This window comes from Bacillus sp. DU-106, from assembly GCF_004799705.1.
GTDB classification, from domain to species: domain Bacteria; phylum Bacillota; class Bacilli; order Bacillales; family Bacillaceae_G; genus Bacillus_A; species Bacillus_A cereus.
On sequence record NZ_CP026607.1, the window covers coordinates 392,770 to 416,706 of the forward strand.

The window sequence follows — 23,937 nt, forward strand, 5'->3', positions numbered from 1 at the left end:
TGGGGCATTGTTTATGAATCTTTTGAATGGCTAACTTACTTCGTTTTTTCCTCTTCACCGAGAATATTACGCCCGAACCATTTTTTACTGATCTTTTCATACGTACCATCTTTAATGATTTCATCTAACGCTTTATTTACTTTCTCAACCATTTCTTTATCATCTTTGCGAATAGCAATTCCCATTTCATCAAGATTTAATGGTTTTCCGGCTTCTTTTATCTTCGATTTTCCTTCTTTTATCATACGTAGACCAACCATTTGATCCGTAATTACTGCGTCAACACGCCCAGGCTCTAAGTCCATAAGAGCAGTAATATCGCTGTCATATTCTGTGATTTGATCTGTATATTTTGCAACAAGATTTTTAAAGGTACTAGCTTTTACAACACCAATTTTCTTACCTTTTAAATCTTCTGGAGAAGAGATAGCGGTATTCTTTTTAGCCACAAAAATTTGGGCGCCAGAGCGATAGTACGGATTTGAGAAACTAACAGCTTTTAAGCGCTCCTCTGTAATTGCCATACTACCCAGTATTACATCATATTTCTTCGCTTGAAGACCTTGAATCAGCGTTTCCCATGGGTTTGTAACGGGCGTAGCCTTCATGTTCATCTTTTTAGCAAGAGCTTCACCGATTTCTACATCAAAGCCGACAAGTTTGCCGTCATTTTCTTTATAGTTAAAAGGTTTGTATAATCCACTCATCGCATAGCGAAATTCTTTTTCACTATTTGATGAAGTAGTAGAGCTTTCTTTGCTACAAGCTCCTAGTATGAAGGATGTACATAGTGTAATGCTCGCAACAATGGTTAATAGTTTTCTTTTCATAAAACCCCTCCTATATATTGATCATACGGATGGTTTTTTAGTATGTTATTGAAATATTTTATTTGGATGATTAGTTGTGCACCGTATGAATGTATTCCTTTTCGTTTGAAACAAAAGTTACATTATAAAACGTTGCGTAAAAATTGTTTTGCCCGTTCATGTGATGGAGCTGAAAAGAATTGTACTGGCGGAGCATCTTCTACAATCTTTCCATCGTCCATAAAGATGACGCGATCAGCTACATCTTTTGCGAAATTCATTTCATGAGTAACAATAACCATTGTCATCCCTTCTTCAGCAAGTTCTTTCATAACTTGCAATACTTCTCCAACAAGTTCAGGGTCTAAAGCTGAGGTAGGCTCATCAAATAGCATAATCTTAGGGCTCATTGCAAGAGCTCGTGCAATGGCAATGCGCTGTTTTTGACCACCTGAAAGAAGATGAGGAGTTACATCCGCTTTATCTTGAAGGCCGACTTTTTGGAGAAGTTGATTTCCAATATCCTGTGCATTTGCTTTCTCTAATTTTTTTACGTGAATAGGTGCTTCTATGATGTTTTCTAGTGAGGTCATATGAGGAAAGAGGTTAAAGTGCTGAAAAACCATACCGACATTTTCACGGACTTTATTTAAATTTGAATGCTTTGGATCAATTCGCTCACCTTGTAAGTGAATTTCGCCTTCATCGTACATTTCTAAAAAGTTAAGACAGCGAAGTAATGTACTTTTACCAGAACCACTGGCACCAATTAAAACAACAACTTCTTTTTCTTTTACTTCTAAATCAATTCCTTTTAACACATCAAGTGAACCGAATGATTTTACTAGATTTCGAACTTGAATCATACAAAACCCCCAGTTAAAAATATATTTTACAAATGTTGCCCTGTATTTCTGTTATTAGTCATAAATTGTCAGAATCCTTTATTTTTTTCGTGCAATTTGATATTCAAAGAAATAATGATTTTTAAAATCTCTATATCCTTCTATAATGAAAATATGGATAATAATATATAGGTAGTATTTATATTGCTTATAAAAAGGGGGAAAGGGAAGATGGAAAAAGAAAGAAAAACATTTTCTTTTGGATTACGTACACAACTTATGCTATTCACTACAGTTTTAGCTTTCATTACATATTCAACAAGTATATTTTTTATTTACGTGATATACGATTATTTTCAAAGTTATGTAAGTCAAACTGTATATAATATTATCGTTATGTTATTAGGGGTAGTATGGTCTGGAATTTTAGCATATGGAGCAGCCGTATTTTTAATTAAACCGCTTCGCAAGTTAGAGGAAGCGGCAAGAAAAGCAGCTGAGGGTGATATTCGTGAAGATGTTCCATTACCGAAGACAGATGATGAAATTAAATCTTTAAGTGTTGCATTTAATATGATGTTAGGAAACTTAAGGGGCATGGTAAAAAATATTGATACAACATTTTCGTATACAAATAATCAAGTACAGCAGATTAGAAAACAAACAGGCGAAGCAACGAGACAAGCGCAAGGTGTATCTGAGACACTTGCAGAGATTTCTTCAGGCGCTGAGCAATCAGCGGCATCAATTCAAGCAATTGTTTCTGCTGTTGATACAACGACTTCTATTGCAAGTGAAGTAGAAGAAAAAGCGAAGCAGTCTGATACATTGTCTTCAGAAATGGTTGAAGCTTTAGGGCATAGTACTCGTGTCTTTACGTCTTTAATTCAAGGTATTCAAACATTGGCAAAAGAAAATGAAGATTCAATGCAAAATGTACAGAAGTTAGAAGAACGAATGAAACAAGTAGAACATATTGTGTCTGTTGTGAGTGCGATTGCTAGCCAAACGAATTTATTAGCACTAAATGCTTCTATTGAGGCAGCTCGTGCAGGAGAGCATGGAAGAGGCTTTGCGGTTGTTGCGGAAGAAGTACGTAAACTTGCTGATGAAAGTGATCATTCTGCAAGAAACATATCGCAGTTATTACGGAATATGCAAGATGAAGTACAACAAGTTGCAATGAAAATGACAGAACAAGTGAAAATAGCTAAAGAAGAGGCGAAACGTGGGGAAGCTACGGAATTAATTTTAAAAGAAATGTCATCAAGTGTTATGGAAGTAGCCGATGCAACTCAGCAAATTAGTAGTTATATGAATGAACAAGTGAGCCACATTCATCAAACAGGAGCACAAACAAAAGCTGTAGCAGCAATTGCTGAAGAAACGTCAGCTGGTTCGCAAGAAGTAGCACGTGTGACGCTACAACAATCTAAAAATATGATAGTAATCGATCAATTATTAAAGGATTTAGAGAAGCAAGCAACTGATTTGAAACAAACAATTGAACGATTTTCAATGTAAAAGGAAGAACAGAATATTGTTCTTCTCTTTTTTATTTAGCTTGATTTAATATTTACAGTTAAACTATGAACGTTTCCGCAACATTCTTTTCTGTCCCTTTCGGATGAAAATTATAGCGAGCTATAATATTAAAAGGGGTGTCTTTTATGAAAAAAGAAAAAAGACAACGGTTAATTAAACAATTTGTAAAGGAGTATGAAATAGATAAGCAAGAAAGATTAGTAGAATTGTTAGCAAAAAAAGATGTATTAGTAACACAAGCTACGGTTTCTCGCGATATTCGTGAGTTAAACTTAACGAAGGTACCTTCTCAAGAAGGATTAATGATATATAAAGTTTTCTCAGAAGAGCATTTACAAACTGATATAAAGTTAAAGAAAAAATTACGAGAAGTTGTTGTAAAAATTGATTGTGTAGATCAATTAATGGTTATTAAAACATTACCTGGTAATGCACATGTTATTGGTGTTTTATTTGATGAATTAGATTGGAAAGAAAAAATAGGATGTATATGTGGAAATGATACATGCCTTATAATTTCACAGTCGAAATCAGATAGGGAGATTATAGAAGAAAGATTAAATTTAATTATTTAGATGCAAAAATCCTGTTTTTAATAAAATTAAAAACAGGATTTTTGCTTAAATACGGAAGTTAAATATTCAATATATATGCGTAATATATGTATTTTTTATTGAGAAAGCAAGATAGTTTGTTATAAAAATACATATTCGTATGATTTTAAAAAAATAACTTGTTTAATATTTCACAATGATAATGTGGATGCTTTCACAAAGATGAAAATACAGAGCATTTATTATGTACTTGTAAGACATCAAACATATTTAAAAGGAGGTACAACAAATGAAACATCCGATACATGTTACTTCAGAAATTGGGGAATTACAAACGGTTTTATTAAAACGACCGGGTAAAGAAGTGGAAAACTTGACGCCAGATTATTTGCAGCAATTATTATTTGACGATATTCCATACTTACCAATTATTCAAAAAGAGCATGATTATTTTGCACAAACGTTACGCAATCGGGGTGTTGAAGTTCTTTATTTAGAAAAACTAGCCGCTGAGGCGTTAGTAGATAAAAAACTTCGAGAAGAATTTGTTGATCGTATTTTAAAAGAAGGACAGGCCGACGTAAATGTTGCACATCAAACTTTAAAAGAATATTTACTTTCCTTTTCAAATGAAGAATTAATTCAAAAAATTATGGGCGGTGTACGGAAAAACGAAATTGAAACAAGTAAGAAGACACATTTATATGAATTAATGGAAGATCACTATCCGTTTTACTTAGATCCAATGCCTAATTTATATTTTACTCGTGATCCAGCAGCTAGCGTGGGCGATGGCTTAACGATAAATAAGATGAGAGAACCAGCGCGTAGACGTGAATCATTATTCATGGAGTACATCATTAAATATCATCCAAGATTTGCAAAACATAATGTACCAATCTGGTTAGATCGTGATTATAAATTTCCGATTGAAGGTGGCGACGAGCTAATTTTAAATGAAGAAACAATTGCGATTGGAGTATCTGCTCGTACTTCAGCTAAAGCAATTGAACGTTTAGCTAAAAATCTCTTTAGCCGACAAAATAAAATTAAGAAAGTGTTAGCAATAGAAATTCCAAAATGTCGAGCATTTATGCATTTAGATACAGTATTTACAATGGTTGATTATGACAAGTTTACAATTCACCCAGCCATTCAAGGGCCAAAAGGGAATATGAATATTTATATTTTAGAAAAAGGATCAGATGAGGAAACTCTTAAAATTACACATCGTACTTCTTTAATGGAAGCATTAAAAGAGGTATTAGGCTTAAGTGAATTAGTTCTTATTCCATGTGGAGGAGGAGATGTAATTGCTTCTGCTCGTGAACAATGGAATGATGGCTCGAACACATTAGCAATTGCGCCAGGTGTAGTTGTTACATATGATCGCAACTATGTATCTAATACGTTATTACGTGAACACGGTATAGAAGTGATTGAGGTGCTAAGTTCGGAATTATCTCGTGGTCGTGGGGGTCCACGTTGCATGAGTATGCCAATTGTTCGTAAAGATATTTAGTATAAATAACGGAGAAAGTAGGGATGAATTATGTTAATGACTAGACCAAATTTAAAAGGAAGAAGCTTTCTAGCAGAAAAAGATTTTACACAAGAAGAATTGTTATATTTTCTAGATTTGGCAGCAGAATTAAAAGAGAAAAAGAAAAATGGTATCCCGCATCATTATTTAGAAGGTAAAAATGTAGCGCTCTTATTTGAAAAAACTTCTACTCGTACGCGTTGTGCATTTACAGTAGCATGTACAGATTTAGGGGCAAATCCTGAATATTTAGGGAAAGGTGATATTCAACTTGGGAAAAAAGAATCTGTAGAGGATACAGCAAAAGTGTTAGGGCGTATGTTTGACGGAATTGAGTTTCGTGGATTTAATCATGAAACTGTAGAATCTTTAGCACAAAATTCTGGTGTGCCAGTTTGGAATGGATTAACAGATATGTGGCATCCAACACAAACACTAGCAGATTTATTAACAATTAGAGAACATATAGGGAAATTGAAAAATGTGAAGCTCGTTTACGTTGGCGATGGGCGAAATAATGTTGCTAATAGCTTACTAGTTGGTGGAGCAATCGTTGGAATGGATGTACGTATTTGTACACCGGAATCTTTATGGCCTGCACAAGAAGTAATTGATTTAGCAAAAAAATATAATGAACAAGTAATGATAACAAGTAATGTGGAAGAAGCTGTTGCGAATGCAGATGTAATTTATACAGATGTATGGGTGTCTATGGGGGAAGAAGAAAAATTTGCTGAACGTGTCGAGTTATTGAAACCTTATCAAGTAAATATGAAAATGATTAAAGCAACAGGGAATGAAAACGTGATTTTCTTACATTGTTTACCTGCATTTCATGATGTTGAAACGATGTATGGCGAAGAAGTTTATGAGAAATATGGGTTGAAAGAAATGGAGGTAACTGACGAAGTATTCCGCAGTAAACATTCAAAAGTATTTGATCAAGCTGAAAATAGAATGCATACAATTAAAGCGGTTATGGCAGCTACTTTAGGAAACATGGAGTAAAGAAGAAAGGGAGTCTTCCTTTCTTCTTTCTCCTCCTTTAGACACTATCATTCACTATTGCTTTTGTATTGTTATTGCAATTAAAGAGAGGTGAGTGGAATGGGTGAAGATAAGAAATTAGGGTTGTTTACACTAACGGCTCTTGTAGTTGGGTCTATGATTGGCGGTGGAGCCTTTAATTTAGCGAGTGATATGGCAAAAGGTGCTGGTGCTGGAGCCATTATTATTGGCTGGGTTATAACAGGAATTGGGATGATCGCACTCGGATTATCTTTTCAAAATCTAACTGTAAAACGGCCAGATTTAGATGGTGGTATTTTTAGCTATGCAAAAGCAGGGTTTGGTAATTTTATGGGGTTTAATAGTGCATGGGGATACTGGCTATCTGCTTGGCTTGGGAATGTAGCTTACGGTACATTATTGTTTTCTTCATTAGGATATTTCTTCCCGATCTTTGAAGGCGGTCAAAATGTAGAATCCATTATTGGTGCAAGCGTATTATTATGGTGTGTTCACATGTTAATTTTACGTGGAGTTCAATCAGCAGCCCTTGTGAATTTAGTAACTACAATCGCAAAATTAGTACCTGTATTTGTATTTATTGTCATAGGAATCTTTGCGTTTCATATTGATACGTTCTTAGATGGATTTTGGGGGCAAACTGGTTCTTTTTCATGGGGAGCAGTTGGCAGCCAAGTTAAAAGTACAATGCTTGTAACTTTATGGGTATTTATTGGGGTAGAAGGGGCTGTTGTTTTATCCAGTCGAGCAAAAAATAGAAGTGATGTAGGGAAAGCAACCGTTATTGGCTTAATTGGTACACTCATCATTTACATTTTAATCACATTATTGTCTCTTGGACTTATGCAGCAAGCAGACATTGCAGGTTTGAAAAATCCGGCTATGGCTTATTTGTTTGAAAGTGTTGTTGGAAAATGGGGTGCTATCTTTATTAATTTAGGTTTAGTCATCTCTGTATTAGGTGCTTGGTTAGGTTGGACTTTGCTCGCTTCTGAAATTCCATATTTAGCGGCTAAAGATGGAGTATTTCCAAAATGGTTCGCAAAAGAAAATAAAAATAAGGCTCCAGTAAATTCATTATGGATAACAAATGGTTTAATACAAATATTCTTGTTAACATTCGTCGTTTCTGATCAGGCGTATAACTTTGCATTCTCTTTAGCATCTTCAGCTATTTTAATCCCATATGCTTTTTCAGCATTTTATCAACTGAAGCATAGCTTAAAGTCTGAAGAAGCAGATCGAAATAAAAATATAATAATTGGCTTGATCGCAAGTATTTATGGCGTGTGGTTAGTTTATGCAGCCGGTTTAGAGTATTTATTATTAACAATGACTTTATATGCGCCAGGTATTTTTATTTTTTACAATGTTCAAAAGCAAAAGAGTTCGAAGCAAATATTTACTCGAGTGGAATTAGCATCATCCGTAGCAATTGGTGCTTTAGCATTCTTTGCGATTTATGGATTAATTACAGGCAGTATTACTTTATAAAGCGCTGTGAAAGCGAAATCAACTGGAGGGCTGGAATATGGCACGAAGAAAAATTGTAGTTGCACTAGGGGGAAATGCGATACAGTCTGGAGAAGCTACTGCGGGAGCGCAGCAAGAAGCGTTGGAAAAAACGGCAGAACAACTTGTGAAAATAATGGAAAATGATGTGGATATAGTAATTGCGCATGGAAATGGCCCACAAGTGGGGAATATTTTATTACAGCAAAAAGCTGCAGAAACGGAAAAGACACCTGCAATGCCATTAGATACTTGTGGGGCAATGAGCCAAGGGATGATTGGATATTGGATGGAAAATGCAATTGAAAAGGCATTGAAAAAACGGAATATAAACAAAGATGTAGCAACGGTTATAACACGTGTTGTTGTGGATAAAAAAGATGAGGCATTTAAAAATCCAACTAAACCAATTGGTCCTTTTTATACAGAAGAAGAGGCCAGAAAATTAATGGATGAAACAAAAGCAGTGTTTAAAGAAGATGCTGGTAGAGGATGGAGACGTGTTGTTCCATCACCGAAGCCTGTAAGTATTCATGAACATAAAGTGATTAATTCTTTGGTCGAAGATGGAAACATAGTGATAGCTGTGGGCGGAGGTGGAATTCCAGTAATTGATTCTGAAGAAGGGTTAAAAGGAACTGAAGCGGTTATCGATAAAGATTTCGCTGCGCAGAAATTAGCAGAATTAGTAGATGCCGATACGCTCGTTATTTTAACTGCAGTTGATTATGTGTATGTAAATTATAATCAACCGAATCAAAAAAAATTAGAGCATGTCACAGTGAATCAATTAGAAGAATATATTGAAGAACAACAATTTGCTGCGGGAAGCATGCTTCCAAAAATCGAAGCTGCTATTAATTTTGTTAATACAAATCCAAAAAGAAAAACGATTATTACGTCTTTAGAAAAAGTATATGAAGCACTAGAAGAAAAAGCCGGTACTATTATTTCAAAACAGAATGTATGCATGTATGTTTAAATTATTATGTACGCTACTTAGTAGTAAAAAAAGAATGAGGTTAATAACTTCATTCTTTTTATTTATTAATATTTTTTGTACTCATTGTTCATAAAGTTTTCATGATGAAATCTGAATATACAAGTTAATTATGATAAAATTCAAATTGAATACGCTTTCTTGATTTTTCGCTCCAACATACAGCAAGAGAGAGGGAATTTTATGAATAGACGGAACGTAGTGAAAGACTTAAAGCAGTTCGAATTATTTGCTCATTTAACAGAAAAAAAATTGAAAGGCTTAACAGAGTTTGTTTATTGGCGAACTTATAAAAAAGGTCAATTTTTATTTTTAGAAGGGGATTCAAGGGAAAGAATTTACTTCATGTTAGATGGTTTTGTAAAGTTAGAGCGGGTTAATCAAAATGGGAACTTATTATACGATGACTATGTAAAGCGGTATTCTATTTTTCCTTATGGTGGTATGTTTACAGACAGAGGATATAACTATACAGCAGAAGCAATGACGGATGTGGAGGTATATTATATTCCAACGGTAATCTTTGAAGATATGGTAAAGTCCAGCAGAACACAATTGATGTACGTTGTTCAGCAATTATCATCTATATTAAAATTGAACGAAAATCGAGTGCAAAATATTACAATTCCTAATGCACAAGATCGTGTTATCCAAACGTTAAATTATTTAATGCAGGATTTAGGAGAACAGAGTGGAGAAAAGATTGTAATTTCATGTCCACTTACAACAATTGAAATATCCAAAATATCTGGAACATCTCGAGAGACAGTTAGCAGCGTATTAAAACAATTAAAAAATGATAGCATTGTTACAATTTTAGATAAAAAAATTACAATACATGATCCAACATATTTTGAAGAAATCTCTATGTGAAAATTGTATATTGATTTTTTAATTCATAGTGTATATTAATAAGGTTCTTTATATATTTATAAGGAACTTTTTTACGTTATCCTCTATAAAAAGATTGTATAGTATGGTAATAATAGCTAAAATCGATAATAAAATACAAAGTGAAGGGGAGAAAGAATGATTCGTATTGAGTATGATCGATTAGTAGCTATTTGTTACAGTATAGGGGTTTTGTTATTATTAAAAATTCCAAATGATAATGAATTAATTGGGGAAAAACTATTCAATGTCTATAAGATTCCGATACATACGTATGTTTATATGGATTATAAAGTCTCAAATATATTGATTGTTTCTTTCATACTACATGTAATTGCATTTATATTATTTTTAAAATGGCTAGGAAAAAAGGAGTCTAGTACATTTAGAAAAATGAATAAAATAAAAGTAGTAGGTACTAGTATTTTGATTGTAATGATGCCGTTTATTTTAAATACAATCCTCCAGACATTGAATAAAACATGGTATTATGCAGGAAAAACAGGGGTAGAAGCAATAGAATATAAAAAAGAAGATAGCCAGTGTAGAATGGAGAAAAATGGAGAGAATATCCAACCGAAGTGCATTGTTACTTTAAAAAATTATCGTAATCATTCACAAGCATTAAAAGTTGTTTTATATGATAATGCAAACGAGAATTCAAAAAGCTATCCAGTACCGAAACCAGTCTATTTACAAAAACATGAGACAAAGCAATTTGAATTTCAAGTTCCTGTTTCTTATAATAGAGGTATTGAAAAAGATAAAGTACCAAATATTAAATTACATTCATTGCATGAAAATGATACGAAATACAATTAATCTGTAAGTAAAAGTTTATGAGTAGGAGCAAGAATTTGAAACGATATAGAAAATCAACTTGAATCATCCAACATACTGCGAGGTAACGGTATATTGGATGATTTTTTTATGTTATCCCCTTTTTTCACGTATGAAAAGGAGGAATACTTTGTTGGAAATGAAAAACATCACAAGGATCATACATGGTTTTTACTTTACGTAATCTGTGAAAGTTAGAGCCATAATAACTAGTTTGCCAATTTTTAATGTCGATATCGGGCCAGTTCACATAGTCACCTAGTGTATAAAGATCTAAGCTTTCTCGTAAACCTTTAACCCAGCGTATATTTCGATTTTCTTCATCATCGCATTTCCAAGAGGTAATGTATTCTTGAGCAATAATTGCTTTACGATGAAAATAAGCCGTTTCATTCGGCGAAATATTTTCAACAGCACCTATGAGCGATTGATGCCAAATACTAGCATCTTTATTTGGTGCATGAGAAAGAAAGGATTGCATGATTTGAATGCCTTTAAGGGGAATAGGTTTATAGACATAGGAACCAGAGCGCTTAAAATTTTCAGGGATGTTACCTCCATTAAAAAATTTAACAGCCTTTATATAAGGAACTTCTTCTATAAAGAGAGAGGGGCTACCAGTTTCAAGAAGAGGGGATAATAGGGAATGGAGTTCAGAGGGAGAACCGACAAACTCGCCTTGTGCTTCAATTTTATTTCGTTGCTTGGCGAATAATTCGATCGATGAAGTGAGACGTTCATCTATATAAGGTGCCCAGTTTTGCCACGCTTGAAATGCAGCAATAAAGTCTTCCCATTCCCATGTAATTGAGAAAATTGATACATTTTTTACGGGGTGGACTCGAAAAGTTAAGGAAGTGATAATTCCGAAGTTTCCACCACCGCCACCACGGCATGCCCAAAAAAGGTTAGAGTTTTCTTGTTCATTTGCACGAATGAGTTTTGCACCAAATTTTCCACATGCTTGTACCATTTCCACTTCCATTAATTGATCACATGTTAATCCAAATAAGCGTGAAAGCATACCAATACCACCGCCAAGTGCTAATCCAACAATTCCAACGCTTGCACTTGTACCAGCAGGAATTGTAACACCGTAATTCCAAAGTTCTTTATAAACAGTGCCAAGATTTGCACCAGCCTCAATTGTTGCTGTTAATTTCTCTGTATTAACAGTAATGCGATGCATTTCACTCACATCAATAATAAGTCCTCTATTTAAAAGAGAAAAATTTTCATAGCTATGACGTCCACTTCTTAACCGAAATGGTATATGACGTTCACGTGCCCATTTTAAGGCGTTACAGATATCCTTGTTATTTTGACAAAAAACAATAATACAAGGGAGTTTTGGAATACTTAAATTTAAATTCATTCGGGCTACGTCGTAGTCAGGATCTGTGGGAACAACGATACGACCTGTTAATTTTGTTTGTTTCAATTTATTACTCCTTTCTAAAATAATCAGAGCTTTTTATTAATATATGAAAAATGTCTGTAATACGCGTGGACAAGGAGAGGTGGAGAATGAGATTTACCTTTGTGAGAAATAAATAAAGCATAAGAATAAAGAATCTACATAGAGTTCAATGAAAACAGTTGCAAACTGTTCATATTTTGTTATGATAGTGTTACGAAAACGTTTGCATAAAATTCCGATGGGATGCAAAAGGAGAGAATGACTATGAATAAGACATGGTGGAAAGAAGCGGTTGCTTATCAAATTTATCCACGAAGCTTTATGGATTCAAATGGTGATGGTATTGGAGATTTACAAGGTATTATTGCAAAACTGGATTATTTAAAAGATTTAGGTATAGATGTAATTTGGATTTGTCCAATGTATAAGTCACCTAATGATGATAATGGTTATGATATTAGTGATTATCAAGATATTATGGATGAGTTTGGTACAATGGCAGACTTTGATGCTTTACTAGATGAAGTTCATAAGCGTGATATGAAGCTTATTATTGATTTAGTTATTAATCATACGAGTGATGAACATCCATGGTTTATTGAATCACGTTCATCTAAAGATAATCCGAAGCGTGATTGGTATATTTGGCATGATGGTAAAGATGGTGCGGAGCCAAACAACTGGGAAAGTATTTTTAATGGTTCGGCATGGGAATATGATGAAGAAACAGAACAATATTATTTACATTTATTCTCACGTAAACAACCAGATTTAAACTGGGAGAATAAAGAAGTTCGCGAAGTACTATACGATACGGTTAATTGGTGGCTTGATAAAGGTATTGATGGTTTCCGCGTTGATGCGATCAGTCATATTAAAAAAGAAGAAGGCCTCAAGGATATGCCAAATCCAAAAGGGTTAAAATATGTGCCATCTTTTGATAAACATATGAATGTGAAAGGTATTCAACCTTTATTAGAAGAGCTAAAAGAAAATACATTCTCTAAGTACGATATTATGACTGTTGGTGAAGCAAATGGTGTTAAGATTGAAGATGCTGAGCTTTGGGTTGGAGAAGAGCAAGGTAAGTTCAATATGGTATTCCAATTTGAACATTTAAGTTTATGGGATGCAGAGAAGAAGAAAGACCTTGATGTTGTAGGATTGAAAAAAGTATTAACGAAATGGCAAAAAGGATTAGAAAATAAAGGATGGAACGCTTTATATATTGAGAATCACGATAAACCACGTATCGTTTCAACATGGGGAGATGATAAACAATATTGGCGTGAAAGTGCAACAGCTCTAGGGGCGATGTATTTCTTTATGCACGGTACACCTTTTATTTATCAAGGCCAAGAAATTGGTATGACAAATGTTCAGTTACCAAATATTGAAGATTACGATGATGTAGCAATTAAAAATTTATATCGCGAGAAAATTGCAGAGGGCGTACCACATCAAGATATGATGGAGATTATATGGGCTTCTTGCCGCGATAATTCACGTACACCTATGCAGTGGAATGATGAGATGAATGCTGGTTTCACAACAAGTACACCTTGGTTTAGCATGAATCCAAATTACAAAGAAATTAATGTTGAGAAGCAAAAAAATGAAGAAAAGTCTATTTTCAATTTCTATAAGAAAATGATTGCCCTGAAAAAAGAGCACGATGTACTGAACTATGGCACGTACGATTTACTTTTAGAAGACGATCCACAAATTTATGCATATACACGTACGTTACAGGATGAAAAAGTCATTGTAATTAGTAATATCTCAAAAGAGGAAGCTGTGTATAATGAGGGTTCATTTGCACTAGAACGCAAACGTTTGCTTTTAAATAACTATGAAGTTGCGGAACATGAAGAAGTAACAACAATTGCTTTAAAGCCTTATGAAACAAGGGTTTATCGCATTTCATAATAAAAAAGGATGCTCTTTGAGCATCTTTTTTTATGAAAAAAAATAAATTTCTATTGCAAAGTGAAAACGCTTTTATTAAAATAGATTTATGAAAACGGTTGCGTAAAGATAAAAATAAAGTAACATAAGGAATCGTTTTCATAAAGGGAACAGAAATTATAATTTAAATCATTATGTTTTTATAAATAAAGGGGAGGAAGAACAGATGAAAATTACGTCTTTTGATTTTTGGCAAAAGTTCGGGAAAGCGTTATTAGTTGTTGTAGCCGTAATGCCAGCAGCTGGTTTAATGATTTCCATCGGTAAGTTAATTGGTATGTCTGCTGGGGATGTTAACGCAGTTCATACAATCGCTCGCGTAATGGAAGACATCGGTTGGGCAATCATTACAAATCTACACATCTTATTCGCAGTAGCAATTGGGGGATCTTGGGCGAAAGATCGCGCGGGTGGTGCATTTGCAGCGCTATTAGCATTCGTCTTAACAAACCGAATTACAGGAGCTATATTTGGGGTAAACGCTGAAATGTTAGCGGATTCAAAAGCGAAAGTTTCTTCAGTAATAGCGGGAGATTTAATTGTAAAAGATTACTTTACTTCTGTACTTGGTGCACCTGCATTAAACATGGGAGTGTTCGTAGGGATTATCACAGGTTTCTTAGGAGCTACTTTATATAACAAATATTATAACTATAATAAACTGCCACAGGCATTAGCATTCTTTAATGGAAAACGATTTGTACCATTCGTTGTAATTCTTTGGTCTACAGTTACTGCGATTGTATTATCACTTCTATGGCCATTCATCCAAAGTGGGTTAAATGAATTTGGTCGCTGGATTGCAGCTTCAAAAGATAGTGCACCAGTTGTTGCACCGTTTGTATATGGAACGTTAGAGCGTTTATTATTACCATTTGGTTTACACCATATGTTAACGATTCCGATGAACTATACAGAGCTAGGCGGAACATATACGATGCTAACTGGTTCAAAAGTTGGACAAGTTGTAGCAGGGCAAGATCCATTATGGCTTGCATGGATTACAGATTTAAATAATTTATTAGCAAATGGAGATACGAAGGCATATAACGATTTATTAAATAACGTTGTACCAGCTCGTTTCAAAGCTGGACAAGTTATCGGCTCAACAGCAGCGTTAATGGGGATTGCATTTGCGATGTTCCGTAACGTTGATAAAGAAAAGCGTGCAAAATATAAACCAATGTTTTTATCAGCAGCATTAGCAGTATTCTTAACAGGTGTAACAGAACCAATTGAATTCATGTTCATGTTTATTGCTCCAGTATTATATGTTGTATATGCTATTACAACAGGACTTGCATTCGCGCTAGCTGATTTAATTAACTTACGTGTTCATGCATTTGGATTTATTGAGTTAATTACTCGTACGCCAATGATGGTTAACGCAGGTTTAACAAGAGACTTAATCAACTTTGTTATTGTTTCATTAGTGTTCTTCGGTCTTAACTTTACACTATTTAATTTCTTAATTAAAAAATTCAATTTACCAACACCAGGGCGTGCAGGTAACTATATTGATAATGAAGATGAGGCATCAGAAGGAACAGGAAATGTACAAGACGGTTCATTAGCAACAAAAGTTATCGATTTATTAGGTGGAAAAGAAAATATTGCTGACGTAGATGCTTGTATGACACGCTTACGTGTAACAGTAAAAGATTTAGATGTTGTTGCACCAGAAGCACAGTGGAAACAAAATGGTGCTTTAGGGCTTATTGTAAAAGATAAAGGTGTACAAGCGGTATATGGTCCGAAAGCTGACGTATTAAAGTCAGACATTCAAGATATGTTAGGTGCGTAATAATATGAAATTGCTAACTTTAAACTGTCATTCTTGGCAAGAAGAGAATCAAATAGAAAAGATACAATACCTTGCTAAAGTAATTCAAGAAGAAGAGTACGATGTCATCGCATTGCAAGAAGTAAGTCAGTCCATACAAGCTGAAAATGTATGCGGTAACAAGAAAGAAGATAATTTTGGACTTTTACTATTAGAAGAGTTAAAAGCGCTACATGTAAAAGATTACAATATTACTTGGGATTTCTCTCATATTGGTTATGACGTGTATGAAGAAGGATTAGCGATTATAACGAAGCATAATATTATAAAAGAAGATACGTTCTTCATTTCAGAAAACGAGGATACAACGTATTGGAAAACGCGTAAAATTGTAAGTGCAACAATTGCTTATAATGGTAAGGATATAACGTTTTACTCTTGTCATCTCGGTTGGTGGAATGATGAAGAAGAGTCATTCAAAGGTCAAGTCGATCGTTTGATGGAGCGTGTAGATAGCAATAAGCTCGCCTTCTTAATGGGGGATTTTAATAACAATGCTCGATTGAAAGGCGAAGGTTATGAGTATATGATGCAAAAAGGGTTGTATGACACATATGAATTAGCAATAGAGAAGGATGAAGGAACGACTGTCCAAGGCGAGATTGCTGGTTGGGATGAAAATAAACATAATTTGCGAATCGATCTAATATTGTGTAACCAAAGTAAAAAAGTTCATTCTTCAAAAGTTATTTTTAATGGTACAAACAGAAATGTAATTTCAGATCATTTCGGTGTAGAGGTTCAATTGGATATATAATAGAAGAAATCCTCACAGAGAATAAAAGCTGTGAGGATTTTTTTTAGGAATACAAGTATTTCCAAGAGAAAATACTTGTATTTTTTATGACATTTCATATATATTTGTTATTATTGAATGTAAAACCGATTTGGTCATTTTGTATTCATACTTTGACTCACTTCGTTATATAATGAAGTAAGTGAAAGTTAATGGGAAAAAATAGTACGTTTTTGGTTAATACACGATGTAGAAAGTGATATAATTGCAAAATGTATGTATCATTTTCTAAAGAAGGAAAAATATATAATTAGGTGATAACTTCTATGAAACAGATTTGGCGTATTTATAAGACAGATTTACGGAATGTAGCCAAACATTGGGCTGCAATTGTTATTGTTTTAGGATTAATGATTTTACCATCGTTATATGCATGGTTTAACATTAAAGCTTCTTGGGATCCATATGGAAATACAAAAGAGGTTCCCATTGCAGTTTCTAACCAAGATGCAGGTTCTAATTTAAGAGGGAAAGATATTAATATCGGGAAAGAGATTGTAGACTCCCTTAAGAAAAACAAAAATCTTGGCTGGAAATTTGTAGATGAAAAACAAGCAATTTACGGAGTTGAGCGTGGAGATTATTATGCAAGTATTACGATTCCAAAAGATTTCTCTGAAAAAATTGCAACTGTTCTGGATGAAAATCCTAAAAAACCAGAACTTGATTACTATGTAAATGAAAAGGTAAATGCGATTGCACCGAAAATTACAGCAAAAGGTGCATCAGGTATTACAGAAGAAATTAGTAAAAACTTTGTAAAAACAGCAAACGGTGAGATTTTTAAAATTTTCAATGATCTTGGAATCGATTTAGAAACAAACTTACCAAGTATCGAAAAAGTAAAAGATCTTGTATTTAAGTTAGAAGCGCAGTTCCCAGAAATGAATACACTTATGGATAAGGCGTTAGATGATGCAACTCGAGCAGAAGATGTTGTGAAAGTAGCGCAGAAAGATTTACCTGTTGTAGAGAGTGTAATAAATGATGGACAGGAAGCGTTAGCGAATTTAGATAAGTTCTTTGCAAGACAAGATCAAACATTAAAAAATGCTCCAGGGACGATAAGAAATGATTTAGTAGCAGCAAAAGGCGTTATGGATAGTGCAGCTGCATTTACTGACTTTTTAATGAATCCAGGTGTAGAACTAAATATTCCTGACTTGTCTGGAATGAATGGATTACCTGAATTCCCAGCGAGACCAGATCTTTCTAAGTTGAATAGTGATGGTTATAAGAGTATAGCGCAAAATATTAATCAAACAGTAAATAATGTTTTAAGTTCATCACGTGCAGGAACAGCTTATGGGAAAAGTGTTTTAAATGGATTGCAAAATGGTCAGTTTGATCCAGAACAAGCAAAGAGAGATTTAAATGCGGTATCAGAACGATTACAAACTGGTACAGATGGTATTTCATATCTTATTAATTTCTTTACTGAACTTCAAAAATCGGCGACTACTGATTTTGGTCAAAGCTTTTTCAAAGGGCGAGTGGATCACTTAACTAATGTTAAAAAAGGTATGGAAAATGCGAATAACGGTATTAAAGATATTGTAAATGTTATTGGCAAAGGACAAGAAGTAAAGAAAGATGTAACAGATGTAGCGAATCAAAAATTAGATGCAGCAAATGGATTAATTGATCAAGCTGAAAAAGATTATAATGAAACGTTTGTAGCAGATTATAAAAAAGCAGTTAGCACAGTCGATCAAGCTAAAGTTGATGCAAATGCAGTATATGATAATGCAAAAGCAGATTACGATAAAGTAAAAAATGGTATTGAGGGTGCAAAAGCAGATTTACAGAAAGCAAAAGAAGATGTACAAAATAGAGGTATTAACGGTTTAGATTCAACGAAAGTAGCTTTAAATAGCTTAAATGGTCAATTCCAATCTGGAATCGGTTTAATTGATGATATGATTCCAGTTCTAGAAAGTACAAATAAGGTTTTAGCGGATGTAAATAGTGATAAAAACCTTAATAATGGAATTGCAAAATTAAACAAAGCGAAAAGTAGTCTGCAAAAAGGTGTAGATGCAACGAATAAGGGGATTACACTTCTTAACAATGGCCAGAAACCTACAAAAGATGTAATTGAAAGTATTAACAACGCTGCGAAGGGCGGATCAGCTCAATTAACAGATGTATTATCGACGTATGATTCAGAAATTGTACCTAATTTCAATACAGCAATTGCTCGTACAAAAGAGATGTCGAAAAATACAACTCAAATTTTAAATGATGCAGACAAAAAGCTTCCAGATGTTAAAAAATTACTAGAAGATTCATCAAAAGGTTTAGTAGATGGTAAAAAGAAATTAGCAGACATTAAAGCTGAAATGCCAGCTACTGAGAAAAAGATTAAAGAATTAGCAGATAAAATTCGTGATTTTGAATCTGAAGAGGATTTAAAAGACATTATACGCTTATTGAAAAATGATGTTGAAAAGCAAAGTGATTACTTTGCGAATCCAGTAAATTTAAAAGAAAATAAATTATTTGCGATGCCGAACTACGGTTCAGCGATGTCACCATTCTATACAGTGCTTGCATTATGGGTAGGCGCATTATTAATGGTTTCATTATTAACGGTAGAAGTACACGAAGAGGGCGCGAATTATAAGAGCCATGAAATTTACTTCGGACGTTTATTAACATTCTTAACGATAGGTCTTTCACAAGCGTTTATCGTATCGATGGGAGATATATTCTTACTCGGTACGTACGTAGTCGATAAGTTCTGGTTTGTGTTATTTAGTTTATTTATTGGTGGAGTCTTCGTTTGTATCGTATACTCACTCGTTTCTATTTTCGGAAACGTTGGGAAATCGATGGCGATCATTTTACTTGTACTACAAGTAGCAGGATCGGGCGGAACATTCCCAATCCAAATGACACCAGCGTTCTTCCAAGCGATTTATCCGTTCTTACCATTCACATACGCAATTAGCGCAATTCGTGAAACAGTTGGCGGAATGCTTTGGGATATCGTAACGCGAGATTTACTTGTGTTAAGTGCTTTCGTAGTAGTTATGATTGTTGCTGCGTTATTACTGAAAACACCAATTAACAAATCAAGTGAAAAATTTGTTGAGAATGCAAAAGGAAGTAAAATCATTCACTAAAATAAAAGGTTCCTACCGATAGAGGTAGGAACCTTTTTGTTTAATCAAATTTTAATTTTTTTAATGCTTCTGCGAACGGGTTGTTTAATGGTTCTTCTTCTTTGTTCTGTTGTTTCATATATTTTTGAACGTCGCGCTTATCAGCTTTGTTTCCAGATTCTTTTTTACGTCTTTCTTGGAATGTTGATAATTTCTCGCGATAGCCACATTTACATGCAAAGATTTGTCCTGCACCCTCACCACGTAATTCTAGTTTCTTCTTACATTGCGGACAGCGAGCGTTTGTTGTACGAGATACATTTTTACGATGACCACATTCACGATCTTGGCATACGAGCATTTTTCCCTTTTTGCCGTTTACTTCTAGCATTGGTTTACCGCAATCTGGACAAGACTTCGTTGAAATGTTGTCATGTTTATATTTTTTATCGCTTGATTTAATTTCAGAAACGATTTCTTTCGTATAGTTCTTCATTTCAGAAATGAATACTTCTTTTTTCAATTTACCTTTTGCGATAGCCTCAAGTTTTTGTTCCCATTCACCAGTTAGTGTAGGAGATTTTAATTCTTCTGGTACTAAATCAAGTAACTGGCGACCTTTTGAAGTAATGTGAATATCTTTACCGCGTTTTTCAATTAAGAATGAATTGAATAGCTTGTCGATAATGTCTGCACGTGTCGCTACAGTACCTAATCCACCAGTCGATTTTAACGTATCAGCAAGTTGTTTATTTTGCGTATCCATATATTTTGTAGGATTCTCCATTGCTGAAAGTAAAGTCGCTTCGTTAAATCGTGCAGGTGCTTTTGTTTGACCTGATGTTTGCATAATTAACTTTACAGCTAATGTATCGCCTTTCTCAATGTGAGGTAGAAGTTGCTCTTTTACGTCATCAGTTACATCATCATCTTCAAAGCGATTTTCATATACTTCTTTCCAACCGGCATGTAGAATTGTTTTTCCGCGCGCAATGAACGTTTCATTGCCAACCTTTGTGCGTAACGTTAGTTGCTCATATTCGAATGCCGGGAATAACACAGCTAAGAAACGTTTTACAACTAAATCATAAATTTTGCGTTCTTTATCTGTGAATGCTGAGAAGTTAACGTATCCTTCTGTTGGAATAATCGCATGATGATCGCTTACTTTACTATCATCAACAAATGATTTGTTAGGTTTGATAGGCTTTTGTAATACTTTATGTGCGAAGGGACGGTATTCTCCAACACCACATGCTTTTAGACGTTCTGGAAGTGTTCCAACGATATCAGATGAAATGTAGCGTGAATCTGTACGAGGGTACGTTAGTACTTTATGCTGTTCATACAATTTTTGCATAATATTTAATGTTTCTTTAGCAGAGTAACCGAACTTTTTATTCGCATCACGTTGCAATTCAGTTAAATCGTAAAGACCAGGAGAGAATGACTTCTTCTGTTTCTTATCAATTTCCAAAACAGTAGCATTTTGTTTATCTAAACGTTTTACAATACCATCGATTTTTTCTTTATTAAAACTACGGCTATTGCCATTTGCATCTTGCCAAGTAAGTTTGAGCTTCTCCATTGTTTGAGCTTCGATGCCGTAGTAAGTTTGTGCTTTGAAGTTCTTTATTTCATCCTCACGACTAGCAATCATAGCAACAGTAGGGGTTTGTACACGGCCGCAATTTAACTGGGCATTAAAGCGAGTCGTTAAAGCACGAGTTGCATTAAGACCGATATACCAGTCAGCTTCTGAACGCGCAACTGCTGAAGCGTATAAATTGTCATAGGCTTTACCTGGTTTTAAATTTGCAAAACCATCTTTAATTGCTTTATCGGTTACAGAAGAAATCCATAAACGTTTGATTGGTTTATTTAGCTTAACTTTATCGATAATCCAGCGTGCGACTAATTCCCCTTCACGTCCAGCGTCTGTTGCTACAATAATTTCATTTACATCTTTTCTAAGTAGCTGACTTTTTACAGCATTAAATTGTTTACCAGTTTGTTTAATAACCGTTAATTTCAAACGCTCAGGTAGCATCGGTAAATCTTCTAAATTCCACTTTTTATATTTCACATCATAACTTTCTGGATCTGCTAATGTAACGAGATGACCTAAAGCCCAAGTTACAATATATTTACTACCTTCAAGATAGCCGTTTCCTTTTTTATCACACTTCAGTACACGAGCAATATCTCGTGCAACGGAAGGTTTTTCAGCGATTACAACGCTTTTTGACATATTAAAAACATCCTTTCAAATTTCCATAAGTTAAATATAGCATACATCTTCTTGAGATTCAGTTTCGCTCCATATTTCAGCTGTTTTTAATGGAGTTAACAAAATCCCAACTGATTAAAGTTTCACTTTATCAGTTGCCTCTATATCAAATAGAAAAGTAAAGAACTTGTTATTTTACTAGAATAAGAGTAGACTTTGAAGTAGATGAATAAGAAACACATGGGAGTTTGTGGATACAAACTGAGAGTATGGCTACTAGTCCGTCATTGACCATTTGAACCTGTTGGATAATGCCAGCGTAGGGAGAGTGTAAAAGCACATATTCAGGCACTTTGCGTACGCGCAAAGTGTCTTTTTGTGTATCTCCCATCATTATAGTTAGGAGATGAAAAGGATGAATATGAAAGAAATTAGTAAAGTAGTGGATTTGGTGAGAGAATCTAATCCGCTTGTTCATAATATTACAAATGTTGTTGTAACAAATTTTACTGCTAACGGTTTGTTGGCACTTGGGGCATCGCCTGTAATGGCGTATGCGAAAGAAGAAGTAGCAGAAATGGCTAGCATTGCTGGAGCGTTAGTATTAAATATGGGGACACTTCGTCCTGAAGAAGTAGAAGCGATGTTACTCGCGGGTAAATCAGCAAATGCGAACAATGTGCCAGTACTATTTGATCCAGTTGGTGCAGGAGCAACTTCGTATCGAACAGAAGTTGCGAGACATATTCCGGCTGAAATTGAGTTAGCAATTATCCGCGGAAATGCAGCTGAAATAGCAAATGTTATTAATGAGAAATGGGAAATTAAAGGGGTAGACGCTGGTACTGGAAATGGCAATGTTGTAAGTATTGCAAGGCAGGCAGCAGATGAACTAAATACAGTTGCGGTCATTACTGGAAAAGAAGATGTTGTTACAGATGGAAAGAGAACTATTGTTATTCGAAATGGTCACCCTATTTTAACGAAAGTTACGGGAACAGGTTGTTTACTAACTTCTGTAATAGGAGCATTTGTAGCAGTGGAAAAAGATTATGTAAAAGCAGCAGTAGCAGCATTAACGTTTTATGGTGTAGCTTCGGAACTGGCAGCTGCTAAGACCGTGGAAAAGGGACCTGGTAGTTTCCAAATTGAATTTTTAAATCAGTTAGCGAATACTACTTCTAGTGATATTGAGAAGTATGGAAAGATTGAGGAGTTAGAGTAAGAGGGAGTGAAAGAAATGGCACGCATTGAAATAGATAAAATGTCTAAGCTATTGCAAGTGTATTTTATTATGGGAAGTAATAACTGCACGAGGGATCCTTTAGCTGTATTGAAAGAAGCGTTAGATGGTGGAGTGACAATTTTTCAGTTTCGCGAGAAGGAGGAAGGTTCTTTAATCGGAGAAGATAGAGTGCGCTTTGCAAAAGAATTGCAAACGCTTTGTAAGGAATATAGTGTTCCTTTCATTGTAAATGATGATGTAGAATTAGCCATTGAATTAGATGCAGATGGTGTTCATGTAGGACAAGATGATGAAGGAATTACATCTGTTCGTGAAAAAATGGGAGATAAAATTATCGGCGTATCTGCTCATACAATTGAAGAAGCACGCTTTGCAATCGAAAATGGAGCAGATTATTTAGGCGTTGGACCTATTTTCCCAACGAGTACGAAAAAAGATACGAAAGCGGTTCAAGGAACGAAAGGATTAGCCTATTTTAGAGAACAAGGAATTACAGTGCCAATCGTTGGTATTGGTGGGATTACAATTGAAAATACAGCGGCAGTTATAGAAGCGGGTGCGGACGGTGTTTCAGTTATTTCAGCAATTAGTTTAGCTGAATCTGCGTATGAAAGTACGAGAAAATTAGCTGAAGAAGTAAAGAGAAGTTTGTAGGGAAGGACGTGTAGTATTTTAAGTGCTACATGGAGAAATAGACTGCCCCAAAATTTAAACAAACATTTGATTAAAAAAGCACAAACCTTTTTAAATAAAGGTTTG

The 23,937-nt window shown here is 34.6% G+C and carries 17 protein-coding genes, 2 pseudogenes and 1 riboswitch; of the genes and pseudogenes, 15 read left to right on the top strand and 4 right to left on the bottom strand.

Annotated features, from left to right (window positions below):
* Positions 1-35: 35 nt before the first annotated feature.
* Entirely contained in the window at positions 36-830 is a 795-nt protein-coding gene (locus C3Y97_RS02135; protein WP_000823765.1) for an ABC transporter substrate-binding protein, read from the bottom strand.
* A 122-nt stretch (positions 831-952) separates the two neighbouring features.
* Positions 953-1,675, bottom strand: coding sequence for an amino acid ABC transporter ATP-binding protein (locus C3Y97_RS02140; RefSeq protein WP_000616927.1), 723 nt, complete (start codon positions 1,673-1,675; stop codon positions 953-955).
* Positions 1,676-2,050: 375 nt separating this feature from the next.
* Here C3Y97_RS02140 and C3Y97_RS28395 point away from each other — a divergent pair.
* The 9 genes and pseudogenes from C3Y97_RS28395 to C3Y97_RS02180 form a co-directional block, all read left to right on the top strand.
* A pseudogene (locus tag C3Y97_RS28395) lies at positions 2,051-2,236 on the top strand (HAMP domain-containing protein); the annotation flags it as partial.
* Positions 2,237-2,605: 369 nt separating this feature from the next.
* Positions 2,606-3,178, top strand: a pseudogene (locus C3Y97_RS28400) (methyl-accepting chemotaxis protein); the annotation flags it as partial.
* Positions 3,179-3,324: 146 nt separating this feature from the next.
* Positions 3,325-3,774 (top strand): arginine repressor, encoded by a 450-nt coding sequence (gene argR / locus C3Y97_RS02150; RefSeq protein ID WP_000711826.1) that lies wholly within the window; start codon positions 3,325-3,327, stop codon positions 3,772-3,774.
* A gap of 268 nt (positions 3,775-4,042) precedes the next feature.
* Complete coding sequence (gene arcA, locus C3Y97_RS02155; RefSeq protein WP_000682331.1) at positions 4,043-5,275, top strand: arginine deiminase; 1,233 nt, start codon at positions 4,043-4,045, stop codon at positions 5,273-5,275.
* A 30-nt stretch (positions 5,276-5,305) separates the two neighbouring features.
* A complete protein-coding gene (gene argF, locus C3Y97_RS02160; RefSeq protein WP_000930289.1) occupies positions 5,306-6,304 on the top strand; it encodes an ornithine carbamoyltransferase in 999 nt (332 codons plus the stop codon).
* Between the two features lie 99 nt (positions 6,305-6,403).
* Positions 6,404-7,819, top strand: coding sequence for an arginine-ornithine antiporter (arcD, locus tag C3Y97_RS02165; RefSeq protein WP_000503412.1), 1,416 nt, complete (start codon positions 6,404-6,406; stop codon positions 7,817-7,819).
* Between the two features lie 37 nt (positions 7,820-7,856).
* Positions 7,857-8,819: a carbamate kinase gene (arcC, locus tag C3Y97_RS02170; RefSeq protein WP_000113951.1), complete on the top strand. Its 963-nt coding sequence runs from the start codon at positions 7,857-7,859 to the stop codon at positions 8,817-8,819.
* Positions 8,820-9,020: 201 nt separating this feature from the next.
* Complete coding sequence (locus tag C3Y97_RS02175; RefSeq protein ID WP_001081905.1) at positions 9,021-9,710, top strand: Crp/Fnr family transcriptional regulator; 690 nt, start codon at positions 9,021-9,023, stop codon at positions 9,708-9,710.
* A gap of 156 nt (positions 9,711-9,866) precedes the next feature.
* Positions 9,867-10,550: a hypothetical protein gene (locus C3Y97_RS02180; RefSeq protein ID WP_000619186.1), complete on the top strand. Its 684-nt coding sequence runs from the start codon at positions 9,867-9,869 to the stop codon at positions 10,548-10,550.
* A gap of 124 nt (positions 10,551-10,674) precedes the next feature.
* Here C3Y97_RS02180 and C3Y97_RS02185 read toward each other — a convergent pair whose 3' ends face one another.
* Positions 10,675-12,009 (bottom strand): FAD-binding oxidoreductase, encoded by a 1,335-nt coding sequence (locus tag C3Y97_RS02185; protein WP_136362988.1) that lies wholly within the window; start codon positions 12,007-12,009, stop codon positions 10,675-10,677.
* A gap of 243 nt (positions 12,010-12,252) precedes the next feature.
* Between C3Y97_RS02185 and C3Y97_RS02190 the strand changes: the two genes are divergently transcribed.
* From C3Y97_RS02190 to C3Y97_RS02205, 4 genes are all read left to right on the top strand, one after another.
* Positions 12,253-13,917: a glycoside hydrolase family 13 protein gene (locus C3Y97_RS02190; RefSeq protein ID WP_001044710.1), complete on the top strand. Its 1,665-nt coding sequence runs from the start codon at positions 12,253-12,255 to the stop codon at positions 13,915-13,917.
* A gap of 205 nt (positions 13,918-14,122) precedes the next feature.
* A complete protein-coding gene (locus tag C3Y97_RS02195) occupies positions 14,123-15,760 on the top strand; it encodes a PTS transporter subunit IIBC (RefSeq protein WP_000705560.1) in 1,638 nt (545 codons plus the stop codon).
* A 4-nt stretch (positions 15,761-15,764) separates the two neighbouring features.
* Positions 15,765-16,556, top strand: coding sequence for an endonuclease/exonuclease/phosphatase family protein (locus C3Y97_RS02200; RefSeq protein ID WP_000771986.1), 792 nt, complete (start codon positions 15,765-15,767; stop codon positions 16,554-16,556).
* A 305-nt stretch (positions 16,557-16,861) separates the two neighbouring features.
* Complete coding sequence (locus tag C3Y97_RS02205; protein ID WP_000810080.1) at positions 16,862-19,723, top strand: YhgE/Pip domain-containing protein; 2,862 nt, start codon at positions 16,862-16,864, stop codon at positions 19,721-19,723.
* Positions 19,724-19,763: 40 nt separating this feature from the next.
* Here C3Y97_RS02205 and topB read toward each other — a convergent pair whose 3' ends face one another.
* Positions 19,764-21,953: a DNA topoisomerase III gene (gene topB / locus C3Y97_RS02210; RefSeq protein ID WP_136362990.1), complete on the bottom strand. Its 2,190-nt coding sequence runs from the start codon at positions 21,951-21,953 to the stop codon at positions 19,764-19,766.
* Between the two features lie 209 nt (positions 21,954-22,162).
* Positions 22,163-22,275: riboswitch (TPP riboswitch) on the top strand.
* A 72-nt stretch (positions 22,276-22,347) separates the two neighbouring features.
* Between topB and thiM the strand changes: the two genes are divergently transcribed.
* Together thiM and thiE are read left to right on the top strand one after the other, a co-directional pair.
* Positions 22,348-23,157: a hydroxyethylthiazole kinase gene (thiM, locus tag C3Y97_RS02215; protein ID WP_136362992.1), complete on the top strand. Its 810-nt coding sequence runs from the start codon at positions 22,348-22,350 to the stop codon at positions 23,155-23,157.
* A gap of 15 nt (positions 23,158-23,172) precedes the next feature.
* Positions 23,173-23,832 (top strand): thiamine phosphate synthase, encoded by a 660-nt coding sequence (gene thiE / locus C3Y97_RS02220; RefSeq protein ID WP_136362994.1) that lies wholly within the window; start codon positions 23,173-23,175, stop codon positions 23,830-23,832.
* Positions 23,833-23,937 lie beyond the last annotated feature (105 nt).

Excerpts from the sequence above, each read along its gene's own strand:
- C3Y97_RS02190 (WP_001044710.1), top strand. The coding sequence starts at position 12,253 with ATGAATAAGACATGGTGGAAAGAAGCGGTTGCTTATCAAATTTATCCA.
- C3Y97_RS02200 (WP_000771986.1), top strand. The coding sequence starts at position 15,765 with ATGAAATTGCTAACTTTAAACTGTCATTCTTGGCAAGAAGAGAATCAA.
- C3Y97_RS02205 (WP_000810080.1), top strand. The coding sequence starts at position 16,862 with ATGAAACAGATTTGGCGTATTTATAAGACAGATTTACGGAATGTAGCC.
- argR (WP_000711826.1), top strand. The coding sequence starts at position 3,325 with ATGAAAAAAGAAAAAAGACAACGGTTAATTAAACAATTTGTAAAGGAG.
- C3Y97_RS02135 (WP_000823765.1), bottom strand. The coding sequence starts at position 830 with ATGAAAAGAAAACTATTAACCATTGTTGCGAGCATTACACTATGTACA.
- argF (WP_000930289.1), top strand. The coding sequence starts at position 5,306 with ATGTTAATGACTAGACCAAATTTAAAAGGAAGAAGCTTTCTAGCAGAA.
- C3Y97_RS02140 (WP_000616927.1), bottom strand. The coding sequence starts at position 1,675 with ATGATTCAAGTTCGAAATCTAGTAAAATCATTCGGTTCACTTGATGTG.
- C3Y97_RS02195 (WP_000705560.1), top strand. The coding sequence starts at position 14,123 with ATGAAAATTACGTCTTTTGATTTTTGGCAAAAGTTCGGGAAAGCGTTA.
- C3Y97_RS02180 (WP_000619186.1), top strand. The coding sequence starts at position 9,867 with ATGATTCGTATTGAGTATGATCGATTAGTAGCTATTTGTTACAGTATA.
- arcA (WP_000682331.1), top strand. The coding sequence starts at position 4,043 with ATGAAACATCCGATACATGTTACTTCAGAAATTGGGGAATTACAAACG.
- C3Y97_RS02175 (WP_001081905.1), top strand. The coding sequence starts at position 9,021 with ATGAATAGACGGAACGTAGTGAAAGACTTAAAGCAGTTCGAATTATTT.
- arcD (WP_000503412.1), top strand. The coding sequence starts at position 6,404 with ATGGGTGAAGATAAGAAATTAGGGTTGTTTACACTAACGGCTCTTGTA.
- topB (WP_136362990.1), bottom strand. The coding sequence starts at position 21,953 with ATGTCAAAAAGCGTTGTAATCGCTGAAAAACCTTCCGTTGCACGAGAT.
- thiE (WP_136362994.1), top strand. The coding sequence starts at position 23,173 with ATGGCACGCATTGAAATAGATAAAATGTCTAAGCTATTGCAAGTGTAT.
- thiM (WP_136362992.1), top strand. The coding sequence starts at position 22,348 with ATGAATATGAAAGAAATTAGTAAAGTAGTGGATTTGGTGAGAGAATCT.
- arcC (WP_000113951.1), top strand. The coding sequence starts at position 7,857 with ATGGCACGAAGAAAAATTGTAGTTGCACTAGGGGGAAATGCGATACAG.